This window comes from Mesorhizobium sp. 2RAF21 (assembly GCF_052115345.1).
Taxonomy (GTDB): Bacteria; Pseudomonadota; Alphaproteobacteria; order Rhizobiales; family Rhizobiaceae; genus Mesorhizobium; species Mesorhizobium terrae.
In genome coordinates, this window is sequence record NZ_JBFRGM010000006.1 from 213,750 (window position 1) to 232,813 (window position 19,064).

19 protein-coding genes and 1 riboswitch are annotated in these 19,064 nt (G+C 65.2%); of the genes, 9 read left to right on the plus strand and 10 right to left on the minus strand.

What is annotated here, in order from left to right; genetic code table 11:
• Nucleotides 1–65: 65 nt before the first annotated feature.
• Together AB4136_RS12045 and betI are read right to left on the minus strand one after the other, a co-directional pair.
• Nucleotides 66–632 (minus strand): NADPH-dependent FMN reductase, encoded by a 567-nt coding sequence (locus AB4136_RS12045; RefSeq protein WP_024924158.1) that lies wholly within the window; start codon nt 630–632, stop codon nt 66–68.
• Nucleotides 633–756: 124 nt separating this feature from the next.
• A complete protein-coding gene (gene betI, locus AB4136_RS12050) occupies nt 757–1,431 on the minus strand; it encodes a transcriptional regulator BetI (protein WP_024924157.1) in 675 nt (224 codons plus the stop codon).
• Nucleotides 1,432–1,547: 116 nt separating this feature from the next.
• Here betI and choX point away from each other — a divergent pair, with 116 nt between their 5' ends.
• The 3 genes from choX (at nt 1,548) to AB4136_RS12065 (ending at nt 5,363) form a co-directional block, all read left to right on the plus strand.
• The gene (gene choX / locus AB4136_RS12055; RefSeq protein WP_024924156.1) at nt 1,548–2,477 is read left to right on the plus strand and encodes a choline ABC transporter substrate-binding protein; all 930 of its coding nucleotides are present in this window, start codon (nt 1,548–1,550) and stop codon (nt 2,475–2,477) included.
• A gap of 60 nt (nt 2,478–2,537) precedes the next feature.
• A complete protein-coding gene (locus AB4136_RS12060) occupies nt 2,538–3,506 on the plus strand; it encodes an alcohol dehydrogenase catalytic domain-containing protein (protein WP_245317517.1) in 969 nt (322 codons plus the stop codon).
• Nucleotides 3,507–3,740: 234 nt separating this feature from the next.
• Nucleotides 3,741–5,363 (plus strand): ABC-F family ATP-binding cassette domain-containing protein, encoded by a 1,623-nt coding sequence (locus AB4136_RS12065; RefSeq protein WP_024924154.1) that lies wholly within the window; start codon nt 3,741–3,743, stop codon nt 5,361–5,363.
• A gap of 60 nt (nt 5,364–5,423) precedes the next feature.
• Here AB4136_RS12065 and AB4136_RS12070 read toward each other — a convergent pair whose 3' ends face one another.
• Nucleotides 5,424–5,816: an MAPEG family protein gene (locus AB4136_RS12070; protein WP_024924153.1), complete on the minus strand. Its 393-nt coding sequence runs from the start codon at nt 5,814–5,816 to the stop codon at nt 5,424–5,426.
• Nucleotides 5,817–5,917: 101 nt separating this feature from the next.
• Between AB4136_RS12070 and AB4136_RS12075 the strand changes: the two genes are divergently transcribed.
• Entirely contained in the window at nt 5,918–6,334 is a 417-nt protein-coding gene (locus AB4136_RS12075; RefSeq protein WP_244431245.1) for a winged helix-turn-helix transcriptional regulator, read from the plus strand.
• Between the two features lie 22 nt (nt 6,335–6,356).
• Here the strand turns inward: AB4136_RS12075 and AB4136_RS12080 are convergent, their stop codons facing one another.
• The gene (locus AB4136_RS12080) at nt 6,357–7,823 is read right to left on the minus strand and encodes an MFS transporter (protein WP_137900298.1); all 1,467 of its coding nucleotides are present in this window, start codon (nt 7,821–7,823) and stop codon (nt 6,357–6,359) included.
• 129 nt (nt 7,824–7,952) lie between these two features.
• Between AB4136_RS12080 and AB4136_RS12085 the strand changes: the two genes are divergently transcribed.
• Nucleotides 7,953–8,567 carry a TetR family transcriptional regulator gene (locus AB4136_RS12085; protein WP_137900297.1) on the plus strand — a complete coding sequence of 205 codons (615 nt, stop codon included), beginning with the start codon at nt 7,953–7,955 and terminating at the stop codon, nt 8,565–8,567.
• Between the two features lie 183 nt (nt 8,568–8,750).
• Complete coding sequence (locus AB4136_RS12090) at nt 8,751–9,542, plus strand: DUF899 family protein (protein WP_137900296.1); 792 nt, start codon at nt 8,751–8,753, stop codon at nt 9,540–9,542.
• 128 nt (nt 9,543–9,670) lie between these two features.
• Here the strand turns inward: AB4136_RS12090 and AB4136_RS12095 are convergent, their stop codons facing one another.
• Nucleotides 9,671–10,687 (minus strand): helix-turn-helix domain-containing protein, encoded by a 1,017-nt coding sequence (locus tag AB4136_RS12095; protein ID WP_137900295.1) that lies wholly within the window; start codon nt 10,685–10,687, stop codon nt 9,671–9,673.
• Between the two features lie 150 nt (nt 10,688–10,837).
• Between AB4136_RS12095 and AB4136_RS12100 the strand changes: the two genes are divergently transcribed.
• Nucleotides 10,838–11,899 carry an alpha/beta fold hydrolase gene (locus AB4136_RS12100; RefSeq protein WP_137900294.1) on the plus strand — a complete coding sequence of 354 codons (1,062 nt, stop codon included), beginning with the start codon at nt 10,838–10,840 and terminating at the stop codon, nt 11,897–11,899.
• Nucleotides 11,900–12,120: 221 nt separating this feature from the next.
• On the opposite strand, the gene AB4136_RS12105 is transcribed toward AB4136_RS12100, so the two are convergent.
• Together AB4136_RS12105 and AB4136_RS12110 are read right to left on the minus strand one after the other, a co-directional pair.
• On the minus strand, nt 12,121–12,588 hold the full coding sequence (locus AB4136_RS12105) for a hypothetical protein (RefSeq protein ID WP_137900293.1): 468 nt from the start codon (nt 12,586–12,588) through the stop codon (nt 12,121–12,123).
• Between the two features lie 258 nt (nt 12,589–12,846).
• On the minus strand, nt 12,847–15,648 hold the full coding sequence (locus AB4136_RS12110; protein WP_171020909.1) for an autotransporter serine protease: 2,802 nt from the start codon (nt 15,646–15,648) through the stop codon (nt 12,847–12,849).
• On the opposite strand from AB4136_RS12110, the gene AB4136_RS12115 reads away from it, so the two are divergent.
• Nucleotides 15,638–15,958 (plus strand): hypothetical protein, encoded by a 321-nt coding sequence (locus AB4136_RS12115; protein ID WP_161773085.1) that lies wholly within the window; start codon nt 15,638–15,640, stop codon nt 15,956–15,958. The two genes, AB4136_RS12110 and AB4136_RS12115, sit on opposite strands and share 11 nt — an antisense overlap.
• On the opposite strand, the gene AB4136_RS12120 is transcribed toward AB4136_RS12115, so the two are convergent.
• From AB4136_RS12120 to AB4136_RS12130, 3 genes are all read right to left on the minus strand, one after another.
• Nucleotides 15,933–16,424, minus strand: a complete 492-nt coding sequence (locus tag AB4136_RS12120; protein WP_024924145.1) for an SRPBCC family protein — start codon at nt 16,422–16,424, stop codon at nt 15,933–15,935. The genes AB4136_RS12115 and AB4136_RS12120 overlap by 26 nt on opposite strands.
• Entirely contained in the window at nt 16,421–16,795 is a 375-nt protein-coding gene (locus AB4136_RS12125; RefSeq protein WP_244431243.1) for an ArsR/SmtB family transcription factor, read from the minus strand. The genes AB4136_RS12120 and AB4136_RS12125 overlap by 4 nt, the downstream gene beginning before the upstream one ends.
• 154 nt (nt 16,796–16,949) lie before the next feature.
• Nucleotides 16,950–17,516, minus strand: a complete 567-nt coding sequence (locus AB4136_RS12130; RefSeq protein WP_024924143.1) for a manganese efflux pump MntP — start codon at nt 17,514–17,516, stop codon at nt 16,950–16,952.
• 79 nt (nt 17,517–17,595) lie between these two features.
• Nucleotides 17,596–17,685, minus strand: a riboswitch (yybP-ykoY riboswitch).
• Between the two features lie 333 nt (nt 17,686–18,018).
• Here AB4136_RS12130 and AB4136_RS12135 point away from each other — a divergent pair.
• Complete coding sequence (locus AB4136_RS12135; protein ID WP_024924142.1) at nt 18,019–18,975, plus strand: DUF535 family protein; 957 nt, start codon at nt 18,019–18,021, stop codon at nt 18,973–18,975.
• Nucleotides 18,976–19,064 lie beyond the last annotated feature (89 nt).

Genomic DNA, 19,064 nt, shown 5'->3' on the forward strand with positions numbered 1-19,064 from the left:
GGCACGCGCGGCGTCGGCCGGACGGAGTTGCTGCCGCCCCGAGGCGAAAATCGCCCGCCAACCCCTCACGGATCGATCGGCCAGGCACCCGACTCCGGGTCGCGACACTGCCGGCAGAAGGTCGCGACGTCGCGCAGATAGGTTTCAGCGACGTACCGGTTCGGCGGGTCGGCAACGAAGGCCGCGATTGCATCCGGCGATGACTTCATCAGTGGGAAACGCAGGAACAGTTCGGCGTTGAAATTGCCGGACACCGTCGACAGCACGGTGCGCAGCGTCGCCAGCATGTCGTCGCCGCGATGGGAAGCGTGGGCGAGCGCGATCGGCTTGCCGACGATGGCATCGCCCGAGACCAGCCAGTCGATGGCATTCTTCAGCCCGCCGGGCAGGGTGCGCACATATTCCGGACTGGAGACGATCAACCCGTCGCTGGTCGCGATCAGGTCCATGAAGGCCCGCACGGAGGGCGGCGTGCGTTCGCCCTCGAGGTCCGGCGAGAACACCGGCAGGTCGCCGATGCGGTCAAAGACGGTGACGGCGATGCCGTCCGGCGCCACCGCTGCCAGCGCGCGCAGCAGCGCCGTGTTGGTGGATTGAAGCCGCGCGCTGCCGGAAATCGCCAGGAGATTCATGGCGCGATGGTGTTGGCGGGAAGAGGGCAAGTCAACGGCACAAGGTGAAGCGATGGGGCTGACGTTGTGCTACGCCAATCCGTCCGCTCCCAAATCCCTGGAACGGCGATGGGGCCGGTCGGCTTCACTTGTCCGAGGGCGGCGTTGCCACACCCGGATTCGCTCCTGCTGGTTTCGCCTGCCACTTTGAGCGGCGCAGATGCTCCTCCTCACCGGGCGTTATCAGTGAGCGAATTCCGCGAAACACCAGGCCAACAGCCTCGTCGCGTCCGATATCGTCCGTCACCGCCTTGCGCAGCCACAATCCGTCTACCAGGGCAGCGATGATCGCACTCGCCTCACGCAATTGAGCCATGTCGAACGTCGCCCCGAATACCGAGGCCAGATTTGAGCGCAGTCGCTGATGGAACAGTTTCTGAAGCCGCGCATATTGCGGGTTCGTGCCCGCTTCCGAACAGACCGACAGCCAGGCGTTGGCGATGGTGCGGGTGAAAGCCGCGGCGGGAAAGTTTCCCTCCACGATCGCCTCCAACCTCGCCCAGCTCGTCTGGGCGGCACGCATCCGCGCTATGATGTCTTCCATCAGCAGGCGGTTGTTATAGCGCACCATGCCGAACAGGACCTCGTCCTTGCCTTTGAAGTAGTAGGCAAGGATGCCGGGCGACATGCCGGCTTCACGGCATATCCGCGCCGATGTCATGCCTTGCAGGCCATGTTCGAGGAACACCCGGTGCGCGGCGGCTATCAACTCCACGCGCCTGATGTCTTCAATTTTTGTGCGCTTGCCTTGATTGGTCATTCCCTGCCTTAGCAGCAAATTCTTTGTACGATCATACAATTTTTTATATTGACATAAAATAAGCGCCCCCTAGGGTCTGGCGGACGGTCACAAGAACAACAATGGGAACACATAAAATGCGCACAACAATCGTTTTCGCCCTGCTTTCGGGGCTGTTGACCTCGTCTGCTATGGCCGCCGATGCGGCTCGATGCCAAAAAGTCCGGATCGCGGATCTCGGATGGACCGACATCGCGCTCACCAACACGACCGCCCAATTGATCCTCAACGGTCTGGGCTACGATGCCTCGCAGACCCTGCTCGGCCTCGGCGTGACCTATTCCGCCCTGAAAGAGGGTGACATGGATGTCTTCCTCGGCAATTGGCGGCCTGTCCAGGACGAGGAATACAAGTCCTTTTTCGACGAGGGCTCCGTCGAGGTGCTGGGCGTGAATTTGGAGGGCGCGAAATACACGCTGGCCGTTCCGAAAAATGTTTCGGACCAGGGGATAAAAAGCTTCGATGATCTTGCCGCCCACGCCGACAAATTCGGGCGCAAGATCTACGGGATCGAAGCTGGCTCGAACAAGCCGCTGCTCGACATGGTGGCAGCCAACCGACACGGGCTCGGCGACTGGGAGATTGTGGAGTCCAGCGAAGCCGCGATGCTGACCCAGGTCTCGAACGCCGTGGCGGACAAGAATTGGGTTGTGTTCCTCGGCTGGGAGCCACATCCGATGAACCTCGATTACAACATGACCTACCTGTCTGGTGGCGATGTCGAGTTCGGACCGAACTTTGGCGGTGCAACTGTCCGCACAATCGCTCGTCATGGCTTTTCGGCAGACTGCCCGAACGCGGCCAAGTTGTTTGCCAATCTCGCTTTCGACCTCGACTATGAAAACTATGGCATGCAGATGATCCTGCGCCAGGGAAAGTCCGCCGATGTCGCCGCTCGCGAGATGATCAAGCGCAACCCCGACAAGCTCGCCAAATGGCTGGACGGTGTCTCGACCTATGACGGTCAGCCAGGCTTGCAGGCCGTGAAGAGCGCCTTGGGCCAATAGACGATGGGCAACACGATGCTTGCAGCCTTATTCGAGCACGCGGGCCAACCGCTGCGTGTCATGAACGTAGCTCGGCCTGTACCGGGGCCGGGAGAAATCCTTGTTCGCCTGGAGGCGAGCGGCATTTGCCATACGGATGTGCATATCTGGCAGGGACATTTGCGGCCCGCATCGGGACAACCGACCCGGATTCTTGGCCACGAGGGTGTCGGCAGGGTGGAAGAAGTGGGGGCCGGCGTTGCAGACTGGCACCCTGGCGATCGTGCCGGCGTCGCGTGGCTTCACGATACATGCGGCCACTGCGATGAATGCCACTCCGACATGGAATCGTTCTGCCAGCACCAGCGGGCTCACGGTTTCGATGTCGCGGGCACTTTTGCCGAATATGTCGTCGCCGATGCCCGTTTCGCCGTGCCCATGCCGGATGAGGGCGATGCCGCACTGCTTGCGCCTTTGATGTGCGCGGGCCTGACCGCCTTTGGCGCCGTGAAACGGGCGGGACTGGGCGCCGGGGAAATCTGCGCCGTCTTCGGCTGCGGCGGCCTGGGTCTCTATGCTGTCCAGATCGCCCAGCGGCTCGGGGCGACAGTCGTTGCCGTCGACACGGACGAGGCCAAGCTGCAGATCGCTGCTTCGCTTGGTGCGCGGCACACGCTCCTTGCGTCGCCGGGCCTGGCCGCTGGCTGGCCCGCCGGCCTGCGAGCGCATGTCTGTATCAACTTCGCGCCAACGCCAGCCATCTGGGATGCCATGGTTGCAGCCATCCGGCCGCGCGGCAGGATCATTGCAGCCGCGATGGTTTCGCAACCGGTGCCGCTTAACCAGGAGTGGCTTACGGCCAGCGGTGTGTGGATAACAGGGACCAGCGTCGGCACACGGGCACAGATACGCGAACTGATCCAGCTGCATGAAGCACAGCCGTTCGAGGCACAGGTGCAGCGCGTTACGCTCGCCGAGGCGACCAGTGCATTGGAGCGCCTGAAGGCAGGGACTGCCAAAGGACGGCAGGCAATTGTCTTTGGGTCGTAGCTGCTACCAGGCAAAACGTGCGCCTGCTTCTCGCGCGCTGGAGTGATGCGGCGCGCGATCCGCGCGGATTGCTTTTGCGGAAAGCGAGACCACTCGACCGTCGCCTAGCGCGATAATCGGTCGCAAATCCGGTCACGGCCCTTGCGCCGGGCCGGAGGGGATGATTAACGACCCACTCCTTCGCGGCCGTCTTCGATGGCGCGGCAGCCCGCACCTTTCCCCAGGCCCGAAATCATGATCCGTCTCGAAAACATCGGCAAGCAGAACGGCAAGCAGATCGTCTTCATCGAAGCCTCCGCCACCATCCAGCGCGGCGAGAAGGTCGGGCTGGTCGGCCCGAACGGCGCCGGCAAGACCACGCTGTTCCGCATGATCACCGGCGAGGAGCTGCCCGACGAAGGCCAGGTCTCCACCGATCGTGGCGTCAGGATCGGCTATTTCAGCCAGGATGTCGGCGACATGTCCGGCCGCAGCGCCGTGGCCGAAGTGATGGACGGCGTCGGCCCGGTCAGCACGCTGGCGGCCGAGATGGCCGAGCTGGAAGCCGCCATGGGCGATCCCGATCGCGCCGACGATATGGACGATATCATCGCCCGTTATGGCGAGGTGCAGCACAAATTCGACGAACTGGACGGCTATGCGCTGGACGGCCGCGCCCGCGAGGTGCTCGACGGTCTCGGCTTCAGCCAGGAGATGATGAACGGCGATGTCGGCAAGCTGTCGGGCGGCTGGAAGATGCGCGTGGCGCTGGCCAAGATCCTGTTGATGCGGCCCGACGTGATGCTGCTCGACGAACCGAGCAACCATCTCGACCTCGAAAGCCTGATCTGGCTGGAGAACTTCCTGAAGGGGTTCGACGGCGCCATCCTGATGACCTCGCACGACCGCGAGTTCATGAACCGCATCGTCGGCAAGATCGTCGAGATCGACGGCGGCGCGCTGACGTCCTATTCCGGCGACTATGAATTCTACCGCCAGCAGCGCGCCATCGCCGAGGTGCAGCAGCAGGCGCAGTTCGAGCGCCAGCAGGCGATGCTGGCCAAGGAAATCGCCTTCATCGAGCGGTTCAAGGCACGCGCCAGCCACGCCGCGCAGGTGCAGAGCCGGGTCAAGAAGCTGGAGAAGATCGACAAGGTCGAGCCGCCCAAGCGCCAGCAGACGGTGCGTTTCGAATTCCAGCCGGCGCCGCGTTCGGGCGAGGATGTCGCGACGTTGAAGAATGTCTCCAAGAGCTATGGCAGCCGCACCATCTATGACGGGCTGGATTTCCAGGTGCGCCGGCGCGAGCGCTGGTGCGTCATGGGCGTCAACGGCGCCGGCAAGTCGACGCTGCTGAAGCTGGTGGCCGGCGCTTCCGAGCCCGACGACGGCAGCGTCTCGCGCGGCCCCTCGGTCAAGATGGGCTATTTCGCCCAGCACGCGATGGAGCTGCTCGACGGCGAGCGCACCGTGCTGGAAACGCTTGAGGATTCGTTCCCGCAGGCAGGCCAGGCGCCGCTGCGCGCGCTGGCTGGCTGTTTCGGTTTCACCGGCGACGAGGTCGAGAAGAAGTGCCGCGTGCTTTCCGGCGGCGAGAAGGCACGGCTGGTGATGGCCAAGATGCTGTTCGATCCGCCGAATTTCCTGGTGCTCGACGAGCCGACCAACCACCTCGACATCGCCACCAAGCAGATGCTGATCGAGGCACTGTCGCGTTATGAAGGCGCGATGCTGTTCGTCAGCCACGACCGCCATTTCCTGGCGGCTCTGTCCAACCGCGTGCTGGAGCTGACGACCGACGGCATGCACGCCTATGGCGGCGGCTACACCGAATATGTCGAGCGCACCGGACAGGAAGCCCCCGGCCTGCGCGGGTAAAGGCGGCGCGGTTGGCTGGCCGCATGAGGTTGGCCGGGCCTGAAACCGGCCGGCTTCCGCTCACACCAGCGCCGGCCACAACACCATGCCGATGCCGGCGATGCTCACGGCGAACAAAAGCGTGCGCCACACGGTGATGCCGATGGCGTAGACCGGCAGATAGGCGGCGCGCGCGGCGAGCCAGACGATTGCACCTAGCTCGGTCCAGCGGCTGCCCAGTCCGGCGAACTCGACGATCAGGATCGCGGCCGCGGCGATCGGGAAGGTTTCGAGAAAATTCGCCTGCGCGCGCATCACCCTGCCGACGAATGGCGCCGGTCGCGGCATTGCCGCCTCCCGCGACGACAGCCCCCATTTCACGCCGTAGTGCCTGGTCGCCAATTGCGAGGCGACGAAGATCTGGACGATGCCGAACAAGGAGGCCCAGGCCAGTACGGTCAGTTCGATGCTCATTCATTTCCTCCGGGCCGGCGCCTTGGACAGGCTGTTCATGCGTCGCCAGACCGGTGTATTTGCCGTAGTACGTTTCTGTAAATACGGACAAAAAGGGTAGCATGGAGAAAAACATTGGCGAGCCGGCGACAGCGACGGGGCCGGCCTTTTCGACCCTGACCGGGCTGGACATGAGCCATATCAGGCTGTGCCCGGCCATCGCCTTCAACCAGATCCTCGGCGGCCGCTACAAGCTGCACATATTGTGCGTTCTCTTTGACGGGCCGCATCGCTACGGGCAGATCGGCCGCTCCTTGCTGCATGGCGGCCTTGGCGGGCCGATCACGCCGCGCATCCTGAGCCGCGAACTGAGGCAGCTGGAGGAGCGCAGGCTGGTCGACCGCAAGGCCTATCCGGTGGTGCCGCGCAAGGTCGAGTACAGCCTGACCGGGCGTGGTCGGGCGCTGGTGCCGATCCTGGCCGAGATCATTCGCTGGGGCGCCAGCGGGGCGCATGAGGAAATTCTCGGCATCGCCTAGGCTCTGCCGCGCCCCGGCGCCCTCATTGCGGCAGCTTCTTCGGCAGCCAGAGCCAGGCGACAATGCCGAGCGCGAGCATGAGCAAGCCGCCGACGCCGACCGCCACATGCAGGCCGGTGAGGAAGGCCGTCTTGGCGTGAAAGACTGTGTCGGCGGTCAGTTCCGGCTGCGCGAGCGTCTCATCCAGCGTACCCGCCACGTCGGGGCCAAGCAGGCGGAAGGAGAGCGCCGCCAGCGAACCCAGCAGCGAAATGCCGAGCGCGTTGCCGAGCTCATTGCTGGTTTCGGCGATCGAGCCGGCCGCTCCCGCGCGCTCGGCCGGAACCGCCGAGATGGCGATCTCCGCCACGAGGCTGAAGGAGAGGCCATAGCCGATGCCGGCGATCACCGTCGAGGCGATGAAGACGGCGACGCCCGCGTCCACGGTGGTGAACATGAGGATGAGCACACCGGCGCCGATCAGCAGGTGTGTCGCCACCAGCGCGGGCTTGCGGCCGATGCGTTCGACAATGCCGGCCGTGCCGACGCAGGTCGCCGTCAAGACGATGGCGCCCGGCAAGGTCAGCAGCGCGGCGGAAAAAACGTCGAAGCCAAGCACCGATTGCAGATAGATGCCCGACAGATACGCCGCCGCCGACCAGACGACCAGCGAGAGCAGCCCGGTCAGGATGGCGATGGAGAAGATGCGGTCGCTGAACAGGCTAAGATCAAGAAGCGGATAATCGATCCTCATCTGCCTGCGCAGGAACATCGCCAGCGCCAGGATGCCGGTGATGCCGGCGGCGGCCGGGACCGCGCCGAGGCCATGGGTGGCGGCTGCCTTGACCGCATAGGTGAACAACAAGATGCCGGCGAAGGAGAACAGCAGGCTCAAGCCGTCGATGCGGCCATGGCTGGTCGCCCGCACCTCGCGCAGAAGCAGCGGCGCCGCGATCAGGAAGGCGAGAACGACCGGAACATTGATCAGGAAGACTGAGCCCCACTCGAAATCGCGCAACAGCATGCCGCCGAGAATGGGGCCGACGGCGAAGCCGGCCGCGAAGGTGGCGGCGAAGATGCCGATGGCGCGGGCGCGCTGCCTGGCATCGGGAAACAGCGCGCTGACGATGGCAAGGCCCGAGGGCAAGAGCGTCGTGCCGCCGAGACCCATGAGCGCGCGGAAGGCGATCAGGCTTTCGGCGCTCTGCGCATAGGCGGCGCCAAGCGACCCGGCTCCGAACACCGTTGCGCCGACCATGATCAGCTTCAGCCGGCCGTAGCGGTCGCCGATATTGCCGAAGGTGATGAGCAGCGAGCCGACGATGAAGCCATAGATGTCGAGGATCCACAGCGCCTGGTCGGCGCTGGGCAGCAGCGCCGCGGTGACGCGCGGCATGGCGAGATAAAGGATCGAGCCGTCCATGGCCACGATCAGCACCAATGGCAGCACCGCCATCAGGCCGAGCCATGCGCTGCGGTCGGGTGCATCGGCAATGGCGGTGTCGGTCATCGGGCAAAGTCCTCTCTGCGCGACACGCATGGCATGCCGCTGCGATCGCCGGCGGGGCGTGGCCGACGGTGGTTGCGATGGAAGGGTGCGTTCTATATACTTCAGGTAACTTACTTTTGGTATATAGTGATGTCAAGCATGCCGGAAAGCCGCAATGAAAGCCCGAAGCGCCTTCGCCTCAGCCGCGAGGCGCGGCTCAGCCAGCTTCTGGAGGTGTCGTGGCGGCTGGCGCGGGAAGAGGGCACGGACGCGCTGACGCTGCCGAGGCTGTCGGAGGCGGCCGAGGTCGCCAAGCCGGTCGTCTACGACCATTTCGGCACCCGCAACGGCCTGCTGATCGCGCTCTACAAGGATTTCGACGCCCGCCAGACGGCGATCATCGACGCCGCGCTCGCCGCCTGCGAGCCGACGCTGGAAGCGACGGCCGGCGTGATCGCGACGAGCTATGTCGACTGCGTGCTGGCGCAGGGGCGCGAGATGCCCGGCGTGCTGGCCGCGCTCGCCGGTTCGCCCGAGCTGGAAACCGTCAAGCGCGACTACCAGCTCGCCTTCATCGCCAAGTGCCGCAAGGCGCTGGCGACTTTCACCGGGCCGCGCGGCATCGAACAGGCCGCCTTCTGGGCCATGCTCGGCGCCGCCAACGCGCTTTCGGGCGCTGCCGCGACCGGCGAGATCACCGCGCGGCAGGCCAAGGACGAGCTGTTCGAGACGATCCTCGCCATGGTCGCCAGAAGCGGTCGCTGAGCTTCCGCAGGCTTGGGGGGACCGCTCCACCGGCCGCGACCAGCCACGGAATAGCGCCACACTTGTTACTCCCACCTTCCGGCAGCCGGTGACAGACTGGCTCCATCGACAACGAGCGATGAGCAGCGAATGCAGTGTCCCGGCAACGGGGCGCGCCTTCGCCAAACCGGAGGTATCGAAGTCATGGTTACATCAACTGGAAAACAGGCGGAAAACGGCCAAGCCGCCATGCACAGGCCGGCGGTGGTGACGGCCGAGGCCTGGGAAGCGGCCCGCCGGGAGTTGCTGGTGAAGGAAAAGGTGCAGAGCCGCGCCCGCGACGCGCTGGCGGCCGAACGCCGGCGCATGCCGTGGATGCCGGTCTATAAAAGCTATGCCTTCGAAGGGCCGAACGGCAAGGTCTCGCTGCTCGACCTGTTCGAGGGCCGTCACCAGCTGATCGTCTACCGCGCCTTCTACGAGCCGGGTGTCTATGGCTGGCCCGAACATGCCTGCCGGGGTTGCTCGATGGTGGCCGACCAGGTCGCGCATGTTTCCCATCTCAACGCCCGCGACACCACGCTGGTCTTCGCCTCGCGCGCGCCGCAGGGCCATATCGAGACGCTGAAGCAACGCATGGGCTGGAACATACCGTGGGTTACCATCACCGACGGCTTCGACTTCGATTTCGGGGTCGACGAATGGCACGGCACCAATGTGTTCTTCCGCGACGGCGACCAGGTCTTCCGCACCTATTTCCTCAACAATCGCGGCGACGAGCAGATGGGCGGCACCTGGAACTATCTCGACATCACGCCGCTCGGCCGGCAGGAGGCGTGGGAGGATTCGCCCGCCGGCTATCCGCAGACCCCGACCTATAAATGGTGGAACTGGAACGACAGCTACGTCGCCGGCGCCGAGCCCGACCTGAAATGGGTCGAGGTGTCGGATGCGGGCGAGGCGGCGTTCCGCGAACAGAGCGCCAGGGGCGGCTGAGGGCGCCGCATCCTCCCGGGACCGGCCGCCGGCGCACCGGGCCCGGACATCGGTTTCGATGTTCGGGCCGACGCGCCGCTTCAGGATGCTGGAGTATCTTGCGCGCGTCTGTTCGGACGCGCGGCGCTTTAGGTCGCCCGGTTCTGGTCGCGCCAGGTCGCCGGGCTCAACGTCGTCACCCGCCGGAACTCGCGGTTGAAGTTCGACTTGGTCTGGAAGCCGGATTCCAGCATGGCGGCGGTGACCGACCCGTCGGTCTGCCGCAGCAGCCGGCAGGCCTCGGCGATCCGGAATTCGTTGATGTATTGCGAGACGTTCTTGCCGGCCAGCCGGTTGATGGCGCCCGATATCTGCCTGGCCGGCACGCCCGCGCGCCGGGCCAGCCGCGACAGCGTCAGGTTCTCGTCGAGGAACAGCCTGTGCTCGTTGAGCAGGCGGTCGACCCGGTCGATGACGTCGCGGTCCTGCGCCGCCGTCGATGTCGCTTGTTCGGCCTGCGCGAGCGGTTCGGGCAGCGCCCGCGCGCGGGCGGCGACAAGCGCCGTCAGGCCGATCAAAAGCAGGCCGAGCAGGTTGGCGTTGCCGACGAGGAAGGCGATGCCCGCGCCGTTGCGCCATTCGACATCCAGCACCACCAGCAGGTCGAACGAGGCCGACAGGCACAGCGAGAACGCTGCGATGATCATCGCCCGGTGCGCGGCGACGGCGCCGTCGAAACGCGCCCCGTCCAGCGCGTCGGGTCCGGTCCGGCCGAGCCGCAACAGGGCCACGGCATAGCCGACGAACAGGCTCATCAGCGCGACGTCGATCAGCCCGGGCGCCACGAACAGCAGCACGGTCATGATGACGGGCGGCAGTGCCTGCAACCAGACGGCATCGTCCCTGGCTTCGTCGCGGTCGATCAGGCTGCGGAAGCTCGCCAGCACCAGCGGCGGCACGCAGGCCGCGATAATGGGCAGCACGAAGCGCAGTTCCGCCATCCCATAACCCCAGCGCAGCCCGAGGATGATCGACTGCATGACGCAGAGCGCGATCAGCGCCAGGAAGGGCCGATTGCCTTTTGTCTGCTCCGCATTGCGCAGCAACACGACAAGCAGGATCAGCAGCAGCAGGGCGACGACGAAGGGGAGCGGAACGAAGATCACGGGGTCTGCGGAGCGTTGGTGGGTTAAGCCGATGATGGCCCAGATTGCGATCAAGGACGACCTGAATCGCGATCGAGGAAGCGTGAAAGGCAAGGGATCGGCGATGACTACCCCGTCCTTTCCATCCTCGTCCAATCTCAGGAGATCATCATGCCCGGTTTCAGAACTCTTTGCGCCGTCGTTTTCGGCCTTGCCTTGGCCACGCCTTGCCTGGCGGCCGATGTCGGCGTGCGCAGGCTCACCATTCCCGCCACCGAACACGGCCGCGACCTCCAGGTGACGGTGTGGTACCCCGCCGGCCCCGGCGGCGAGCCGGTGATGGTCGGCGACAGCAAGGTGTTCAAGGGCGAGCCGGCCTCGCTCGACGCACCGCCGGCGAAGGGGCGCTTTCCGCTGGTGCTGTTGTCGCACGGCTCCGGCAGCCGCGCCGACGGCATGGCCTGGCTGGCGACGGAACTGGCCAAGGCGGGTTTCGTCGTCGCCGGGCCGAACCATCCGGGCACCACCAGCGGTTTTTCCACCCCGGCCGACACGCCGAAACTGTGGCAGCGCACCCGCGATCTCTCTGCCGTGATCGACAAGCTGACAGCGGACTCGCAGTGGCGCGACCTCGTCGACGCCGACAAGGTCGGTGTCGTCGGCTTTTCGCTGGGCGGCGCCGCCGCCATGGAGATTGCCGGAGCCCGGGCCAGACTGGAGGCCTATGCCAGCTATTGCGACAGCTACAGGAAATGGGACTGCGCCTGGTATGCCGGCGGCGTCGGCTATGTGAACGACGAACAGGTCAAGGTCGACAAGGTCAACCTGCGCTCGGTCGACAAGGCGCTGTTCGAACAGTCGAATCTCGATCGCCGCGTCAAGTCGGCGGTTCTGGTCGATCCGGGGCTGGCGCAGGCCTATGACGCGCAGAGCCTGAAGGACATTACGATCCCGATGAACTTCATCAATCTCGGTGACCCGGCCACCATTCCGCTCGCGGTCGCGGCCGAAAAACTGGCTTCGCTCACTCCGCAAGGCACCTATGCGACGGTTGCCGACGCCAACCATTTCGCCTTCTTGCCCGAATGCAAGGAAGGCGGGGCGCAGCTGCTGAAATCGCTCGGCGAGATCGATCCCATCTGCGCGGATGCCGGCATACGGCCGCGCGCAGACATTCATGCCGAGCTGACGCGGCTCATCTCGGCGGCATTGCAGCGAACGCTGAAGAACTGACCGGCTTGATGGCGGCGATCCGGTCCGGTGTGCGGGCTCGGGTCGTCGTCCGCGAATCTTTGCCGGCCACGGCGAACCGGCGGGCTATGGCCACGGCGGAAGTGAAAACGACTGGCAAATCGGGGGCCTTGCCCTCTTGTCCGACGGCGCGACGGGTTTCGCGCTGGCCGCGCCGGGGCGGACCGCGGCCAGCGCGAGGAGCAGCTGGCGCATGATCCGGCTCATGGCGCCTTGCCGCTCTTTGGTTTGCGGCCTTTCGGCGGCAATTCTTCCGCTTCCGCCACCTCGGCGATGCCGTGGCGCCGGTAGAACTCCTGATTGTCCTTTTCCACCTGAGCCTGCATCCGCTTTTCGGCCCGCACCATCATGGCATTGCGCGCCGCCATTCCCACGCCGCTGGCGACGAGGCTGCCGATGCCGGTGCGGTCGAAGGAGGCGGCGATGCCGGCCGCGCCCTGCGCCACGCCGAGTGCGGTGGCCTCGGCGGCAAGCTCCTTCTCCATCTGCCGTGTCTCGTCGGAATATTGCGGCCCCTCGAAGGTCGAGGGGGTGGAGGTGCAGGCAGCCACCACGCCGCCTGCCAGCAGGACCGGGACGAAAGCGGCGGCCGGCCACCTTCGTCCATAACCTGCTGGCCGGGTGGCCACCCGCACCGGGACGCGTGCGCCCTGGACAGTTTTGTGTTTCAAAGTCCGTCCCCCAAAAGACAACACGCGCCATTTGTGGCGGCGCACCCTCGAGGCCAAGCCTCTGCACCGCCGGCCGATGCTCTACGCCGGGCGGGCGGGCATCGTCTTGGGCGACAGCGAACGATCCATGCTGGAAACGAACAAGGTTGGCCGTACAGGCGGGACAGATGCACATCGGCGCGGTTTCGCCGGCGCGTTTCAGGATGGTGGAGGATGCCCGCGCCGGCCTACCGGAGCGGGCTTCTCGTCTGTTCGCCGTTAGAACTTCACGTTCAAATCGGCCCTGACGCCATGGTCGCGGGCGTTGGAGGCGAGCTGGCCCTGGTAGGAGATGCCGAGCGTGGCGGTGGGCGCAACGGCGAAATCGAGCCCGGCTTCGAGTGCGGCGCTGTCGCGTGCGATCGGCGCACCGGCGACGGTGAAGGCATTGCTGCCAGTAAAGGCCTGGGTGACGGTCGGCGCGACATCGCCGAAGGCATGGCGCCAGCCGATCATGCCGCGCGCGGTGGCCTTGATCGTACCGAGATCGAAATCGGTCGAGGCGCGCAGGCCAAGCGTCGTGAAGGTGATGTCGTTGGAGCCGCCGTAAACGGTCAGCGCCGTGACGCCGCCTTTCTCGGTGAAACCGTTGGTGCGGGTGTTCACATAAGCCAGATTGGCGAAAGGCTCGAAGGCAACAGCGCCTGCCTTCATGCCGTAGCCGAATTCGCCGAACACCTGCGTGGTGCCGGCGCGATAGCTGGAGGAAAGGCCGTCGGCAACGTTCTGGAAAGCGAACCGGCGGTTGCTGTCGATCTTGCTCCAAGTGTAGGCGAGGCCGGAGCGGAACGCCAGGGCGCCCCACTCAGTGCCGCCATAGAGGCCGAGGTGATAATTGTCGCTGGCGGCGGAAGACTTGCTCTCATCCACCTTGAACGAAGAATGGCTGTAGCCGGCAAGGAAACCCAGCCGCCAGTCGTCGGTGACAAGGCCGTCGATGCCGGTGACGAAGCCGCCGGTCGAGCGCGACAGCTTTGCGGCATTGCCGTCGCTGTCGGTCGAGCCCCACGAGCCGAAAGCAGAACCCCAGGCGCCGTAACGCTCAGTGGTGCGGATCGAGGCGGTCGTGATGTCCCTCGCGTCGTCGCCATAGGCCATGACGGGCAGCGGCGCGGCGCCCACCGTCTCGAAGGCCGAACGCAGGCGGTCGTTCATCTGGCTGCCGACCAGCTGGCTGTTCTCGATCAGCCCGCTGACGGTCGAGCCATAAACCTCGCCGGGCAGTTGGGCGAACAGGTCGGCCGCGTCGGTGCCGTTCAGCGTGACGGCGAGATCGTAGAACGGCTTGCCGATGCCGAGGCCTTCGATCGCCGCGGCTGCCGCCGCGCCGTTACGCGTAGCGGCAATATCGGCGAAGGCGACCGTGTTACGGGTCACGTCGAGATAGACGGTGTTCGGGTCGTAGGAGAGAGCGAGGTCGAGGAAGGCGTAGCAGCCGCAATCGCTATCGAAACGGCCGGTGATGCCGCCGGCGGCCGTCAGCACGGTGTAGCGTGCGTCGCCGCGCCAGGCGCCGACCGGCACCAGCGCGTCGACCCAGCCGCTGACGGTCGCGCTGCCGGTCACGTCGACGCGGCTGGTGCCCTTCGGCGCGCCGACTATGACCATCAGGCCCGCGTCGGCGGACTGGGTGTAGTTGCCGTCGATGGTGAGCGTGCCGCCCTGGCTGCCGAAACCGCCATAGACGGCGCCGTCGTTTCGCACATCGCCATGGACGGTGCCGCCGCCGGAGAGCATGCCTCCGGCTTCGACGAAGGTGTTCGACCGGATGCTGCCGTCGACGGCGAGAACGCCCTGGGCGATGCGGGTGTCGCCGAGATAGGTGCTGTTGCCGGTCAAAATGAGCGCGCCGTCACCGGCTTTGACAAGCCCGCCATTGCCGGTGATGTCGTTTTCCCAGGTGCTCCGGCCCAAGGGCACATTGGCGACGAAATCGCCCCAGTCGAACTTGCCGGGCCCGCGCACCGCCATGCCGACATCGAGCAGGCCATAGCCGAAGACGGGGTCGACGCCGGGGGCGCCGATATCCCATGCGGTGCCGAGCAGAACCTGCCGCACCTGATCCATGGTCATATAGGGAAACGCCTGTGCCACCAGGGCTGCGGCACCCGCGACATGCGGGGCGGCAAGTGAAGTGCCGTAAACCCAGGAATAGCCTCCGCCGGGGATTGCGACGTTGATATCCCGGCTGTCGGGCCATTCCCATGCGCCGGTCTGTGGATTCCAGCGCCAGTCGCTGCCGCCCGGCGCCGCCAGGCACCAGTTCATGGCCACGCCGCACTGGTTCGCCCAGGTGGCCCGGTAGCCGGGGCCGATGGCGGTGACGGCGAGCCAGCCGGACTCCAGCTCAGGATAGAGATAAGGAAGGCCGGATTGACCTGCCGGCTGGTGCGAGGAGTCGTTGCCCGTTGCCCAGACCATCAGGGCGCCGGCCTTGATCGCCTCGCGATAGACATCGAGAGACGAAGCCCCGCCCAATACAGGGAACTCCCAGGAATCGCCCCACTGGCCGTCATTGATCGGGTAGGGCAAGCCGTAGCTGTTGTTGATGATCCGCACGCCTTGATTGACGAAGGCACGGATCCCGTAGAGCGAAGCCACGCTACTGATACCATAGCCGCCCGAGAAGGCATTGGCCATGACGATCGTCGCGCCGGGCGCCACGCCGTGCATGCCGACGCCGTCGCGATTGGCGGCGATGATCGACGACACCATGGTTCCATGTCCAATCGTGTCGACATTCCAGGGCCTGTCCGGGTTGTAGGTAAAGCCCGGAACATAGCGTCCGGCAAATTCCGGGTGATGGATGTCGAGGCCGCTATCGACGACGCCGACCTTGACGCCGCTGCCGTCAAAGCCACGGGCATAGGCGAATTCGGCGTTGATCCAGTAAAGCCCCCACTGCGCCATGAATTCCGGCGTGCGCCAGCTCGCCGGATCGCCGATGCTCTGCGCGAAGGCCATGGTCGGCAGGGCCGTCGAGACCAAGAGGGCGGCAAGGCGGGTGACGGTGCGGCGCATCTTCCAGAATTCCCCCGTGCCCGACGCGGCGGCGCTTCCGAGGCGCAGGACATTGAAAGAAAGCGGAAATTCACGGCGCGGGCGCGCGAAACCTATCGCTGCGCCGCTTCCGGAAAAATACGGCAAATGCCGTATTTCGACCCTGCCGTTCCAAATAAATTCGATCATCGCCGCCGGTCAGTCGGGGAGCGATGAGCATCCGGGATTTGTCGTGACCGGGCCTGTAGCTGCGCGCAAAAACGCCGCCGCTTGGGGTGCGGCGGCGCTGAAAAGCGGCGTGGGCGTCAGCCCTGCAGGCGGCCGGCCTTGATGTATTCCACCATCTGGCCCACCACCGTGCCCCAGCCGTCGTGGAAGCCCATCTCCTCGTGTTTCTGGCGGCTCGCCTCCTCGCCATGGATCGCGATGGCCCGGTATTGCGTGCCGCTTCCCTTCGGCGCGAAGTCGAGGACGGCGGTGAAGAAGGGATTGGGCGACGGCCGGTAGCCGCCGAGCAGCGTGTCGGTGGTGACCAGGCGCTCGAACGGCTTCACTTCGAGATAACAGCCGGTGTTGGGATATTCCTGGCCTTCCGGCGAGCGCATGGTGAAGTTCATGGCGCCGCCCGGGCGCACGTCGAGGTCGCAGGCGGTGATCGTCCACGGTTTCGGCACGAACCAGTGGCGCAGGTGCTCGGCGGTGGTCCAGGCGCGCCAGACGAGTTCGACCGGCACGTCGAGTTCGCGTTCGAGCACGAGGTCGAGCTTGGGATTGGTGGTGATTTTGGGCAAGGTCATTTGGCTTCCTCTTCCTTGAGTTTGAGCAGATAGCTGTCGAGCTGGTCGAGGCGGCGTTCCCAGATGTTGCGCTGACGTCCGAGCCAGTCCTCGGCAAGCTTGAGTTGTTCCGCGGCCAGTTCGTAGGTCCTGACGCGGCCGGCCTTGTGCGAGCGCACCAGGCCGCTTCCCTCCAGCACCTTCAGGTGTTCGACGAAGGAGGGCAGCGCCATGTCGTAGGGGGCGGCGAGCTCGCTGGCCGAGGCGGGGCGCAGCGACAGCCGTTCCAGCACATTGCGCCGTGTCGGGTCGGACAGGGCGCGAAAGACGCGGTCGACGACCGCGGCGTTCGTCGGCGGAGGGGAGTGCTGCAGGCCTGCCCGTGGTGTCACGATGGCTCCTTGTCGATAGAGCACAGCCATTCTGTGCACGGGCGCTGTCATAGATCGAAAAGATACTTAGGTCAAATCCTAAGTGTTTCGAGATGCCGCTTTAACTGAGGGGGCAGGCCTCAGTTCGGGAGACGATGGGGCGGAAGCTGCTTGCTCAGCCGGCGCCGAGATGATCGATGAGGATCTTGCCGCCAAGGCCGATCAGCGCGATGCCGCCGACGATCTCGGCATAGCGGCCAAAACGCGCGCCGAGATATTTGCCGGCCAGAACGCCGGTGATGGTCATGACCATGGTGGCAAAGCCGATCGCCGCCGCCACGACAAAAATGTTCACATCGAGAAAGGCCAGCGAAACGCCGACGGCCATGGCGTCGATGCTGGTGCCGACCGCCGTGGCCAGAAGGCCGAGCGTCGGACGTGCGGTCGGCACGTCGGAAGGCTCTGCCTGAGGCCACAACGCCTGCAGGATCATCCTGCCGCCGACGCCGGCCAGCAGCGCGAAGGCGACCCAGTGGTCGACGCTCTGGATCCACTGGCTGGCGGCGATTCCGAGTGCCCAGCCGATCAAAGGCGTCAGCATTTCGATGACGCCGAAGACGAGGCCGGTCTTGACGGCTTCCGACAGCGAAGGGTGCCTGGTGGTGGCGCCGCGGCCGATGGCCGCAATCAAGGCATCGAGCGACATGCTGACGGCCAGCACGCCAATGGCGATGGGCGACATTGGAAAATTCCGGAACAGGGACGTTGCCAGACGAATGGTGCCGTCATGTCCTGATGACGGTTTTCGCCACGGTCTTGCCAAACGGTCATGCCCGCCGGACGCACCACGCATTGACGCGAGTATGTTGATGCGCCCCCGTTTCCGGTGGCTACTCCCCGATGACTTTGAAATAAGGCGGCCTGCCCGACATGTCAATCGCGTGATCTTGAAAAAATCAATTATTACAGTGAGTTAGCCTATGCTAAGTTTGCGCGAAGACGGTAAGGAACCTCGCCTTGGCAACAGGCTGAACGGCATCGTGGCCGGGCGGGCGGCGATGGCGGCGGCGTCATCGCTGCGGCGGGCGCTCGGGCCCGGTTCCGTCACGGCTATGGCCACGATGGCGGTCGTGGCGGCTAAAAAGCCGGTCCGGCAAGCGGTTTGCCCGGCCCGTATGGCTTGCCGTGCTGCCTTGTCGGCAGTAGGAAGCCGCAACCCAAGGCAGTCTCCTGCGAGGAATGCGATGCAGTCGCCGACTGCCAACGTTGACAGTTTGCCGCCCGAACCGATCAAGATCCCGAAACCGCGTCCGCCGCGCTCCGCGCTGCGGCGCAAGCTGGATCATTGGTGGGCTACGACGAAATGGGCGGCGCTCAGGTGGATATACCGCCGCGAGATCGCCAAGCTGAGCGATGTCTTCGGTGCAGAACCGTTCGCCGCGATCCTCGACCGCTATCCGGGTATCCTGGACAAGCCCGTCCGGCCTTATCTGCTGTACGGCCTGAAGTGGCAGAACCGGGCGCCGGCGGTGATCGATCACTATCAGGCGGCGGCGCGCCTTTTGACCAACGAGGCCTTCGTCGAAAGCCACATCGATGGCGTGCGGCTTCTGACGCTGCCGACCGACGCTGGCGAAGTCTCGGTGGACCTCGCCGGCCAGGGCGGATTGTATCGCGAGGCGGAATGGCGCCTTGTCCTTTGCGTCGACGCGCGCCCGGTGATGGAGATGGGCCTTGCCATCGTCAATGAGCGCAACCTTAAGCTCGACGGCAGCGCGGACGTTCTGTGGATCGGCGTGCTCAAGACCGCTCTTGCCGGCACGCATGGCCTGGACGATGCGCGCGCCCTGACCAAGGCGATGGAGGGGCTGAGGCCGAAATCGCTGCTGCTTCTGGTGGCGCAGGCGTTGGCCAAGGCCCTCAATCTCGGCGGCCTGTTCGGCGTATCCAACAAGGGCCATGTCTTTGCCGGCGACTACAGCCTGCGTCGCCGCATCAAGGCCGACTATGACAGCTTCTGGCTCGAATGCAGCGGCGAGAATGTCAGGCCGACCTTGTTCGCCCTGCCGCTGGTCAAGGCGCAGCGCGACCCCAGCGAATACAAGCCGAACAAGCGGGCGCAGGTCCGCCGGCGTCAGCAGCTGGAACTCGATATCGAGAAGCTGGTTCGCGAAGCCATCGAGCCGCTGCTGCGCCGGTAAGAGGGCGGCGGTGGAAACGCCCAAGACCCCGTGAGCCAGCGGGCATGCGCGGCGGTCGCTTATTGACCGGCAGGACGTTTTGAAGAGGC

Coding starts and splice junctions, on each gene's coding strand:
- AB4136_RS12045 (WP_024924158.1), bottom strand. CDS start 632: ATGAATCTCCTGGCGATTTCCGGCAGCGCGCGGCTTCAATCCACCAAC.
- betI (WP_024924157.1), bottom strand. CDS start 1,431: ATGACCAATCAAGGCAAGCGCACAAAAATTGAAGACATCAGGCGCGTG.
- choX (WP_024924156.1), top strand. CDS start 1,548: ATGCGCACAACAATCGTTTTCGCCCTGCTTTCGGGGCTGTTGACCTCG.
- AB4136_RS12060 (WP_245317517.1), top strand. CDS start 2,538: ATGAACGTAGCTCGGCCTGTACCGGGGCCGGGAGAAATCCTTGTTCGC.
- AB4136_RS12065 (WP_024924154.1), top strand. CDS start 3,741: ATGATCCGTCTCGAAAACATCGGCAAGCAGAACGGCAAGCAGATCGTC.
- AB4136_RS12070 (WP_024924153.1), bottom strand. CDS start 5,816: ATGAGCATCGAACTGACCGTACTGGCCTGGGCCTCCTTGTTCGGCATC.
- AB4136_RS12075 (WP_244431245.1), top strand. CDS start 5,918: ATGGAGAAAAACATTGGCGAGCCGGCGACAGCGACGGGGCCGGCCTTT.
- AB4136_RS12080 (WP_137900298.1), bottom strand. CDS start 7,823: ATGACCGACACCGCCATTGCCGATGCACCCGACCGCAGCGCATGGCTC.
- AB4136_RS12085 (WP_137900297.1), top strand. CDS start 7,953: ATGTCAAGCATGCCGGAAAGCCGCAATGAAAGCCCGAAGCGCCTTCGC.
- AB4136_RS12090 (WP_137900296.1), top strand. CDS start 8,751: ATGGTTACATCAACTGGAAAACAGGCGGAAAACGGCCAAGCCGCCATG.
- AB4136_RS12100 (WP_137900294.1), top strand. CDS start 10,838: ATGCCCGGTTTCAGAACTCTTTGCGCCGTCGTTTTCGGCCTTGCCTTG.
- AB4136_RS12110 (WP_171020909.1), bottom strand. CDS start 15,648: ATGCGCCGCACCGTCACCCGCCTTGCCGCCCTCTTGGTCTCGACGGCC.
- AB4136_RS12120 (WP_024924145.1), bottom strand. CDS start 16,424: ATGACCTTGCCCAAAATCACCACCAATCCCAAGCTCGACCTCGTGCTC.
- AB4136_RS12130 (WP_024924143.1), bottom strand. CDS start 17,516: ATGTCGCCCATCGCCATTGGCGTGCTGGCCGTCAGCATGTCGCTCGAT.
- AB4136_RS12135 (WP_024924142.1), top strand. CDS start 18,019: ATGCAGTCGCCGACTGCCAACGTTGACAGTTTGCCGCCCGAACCGATC.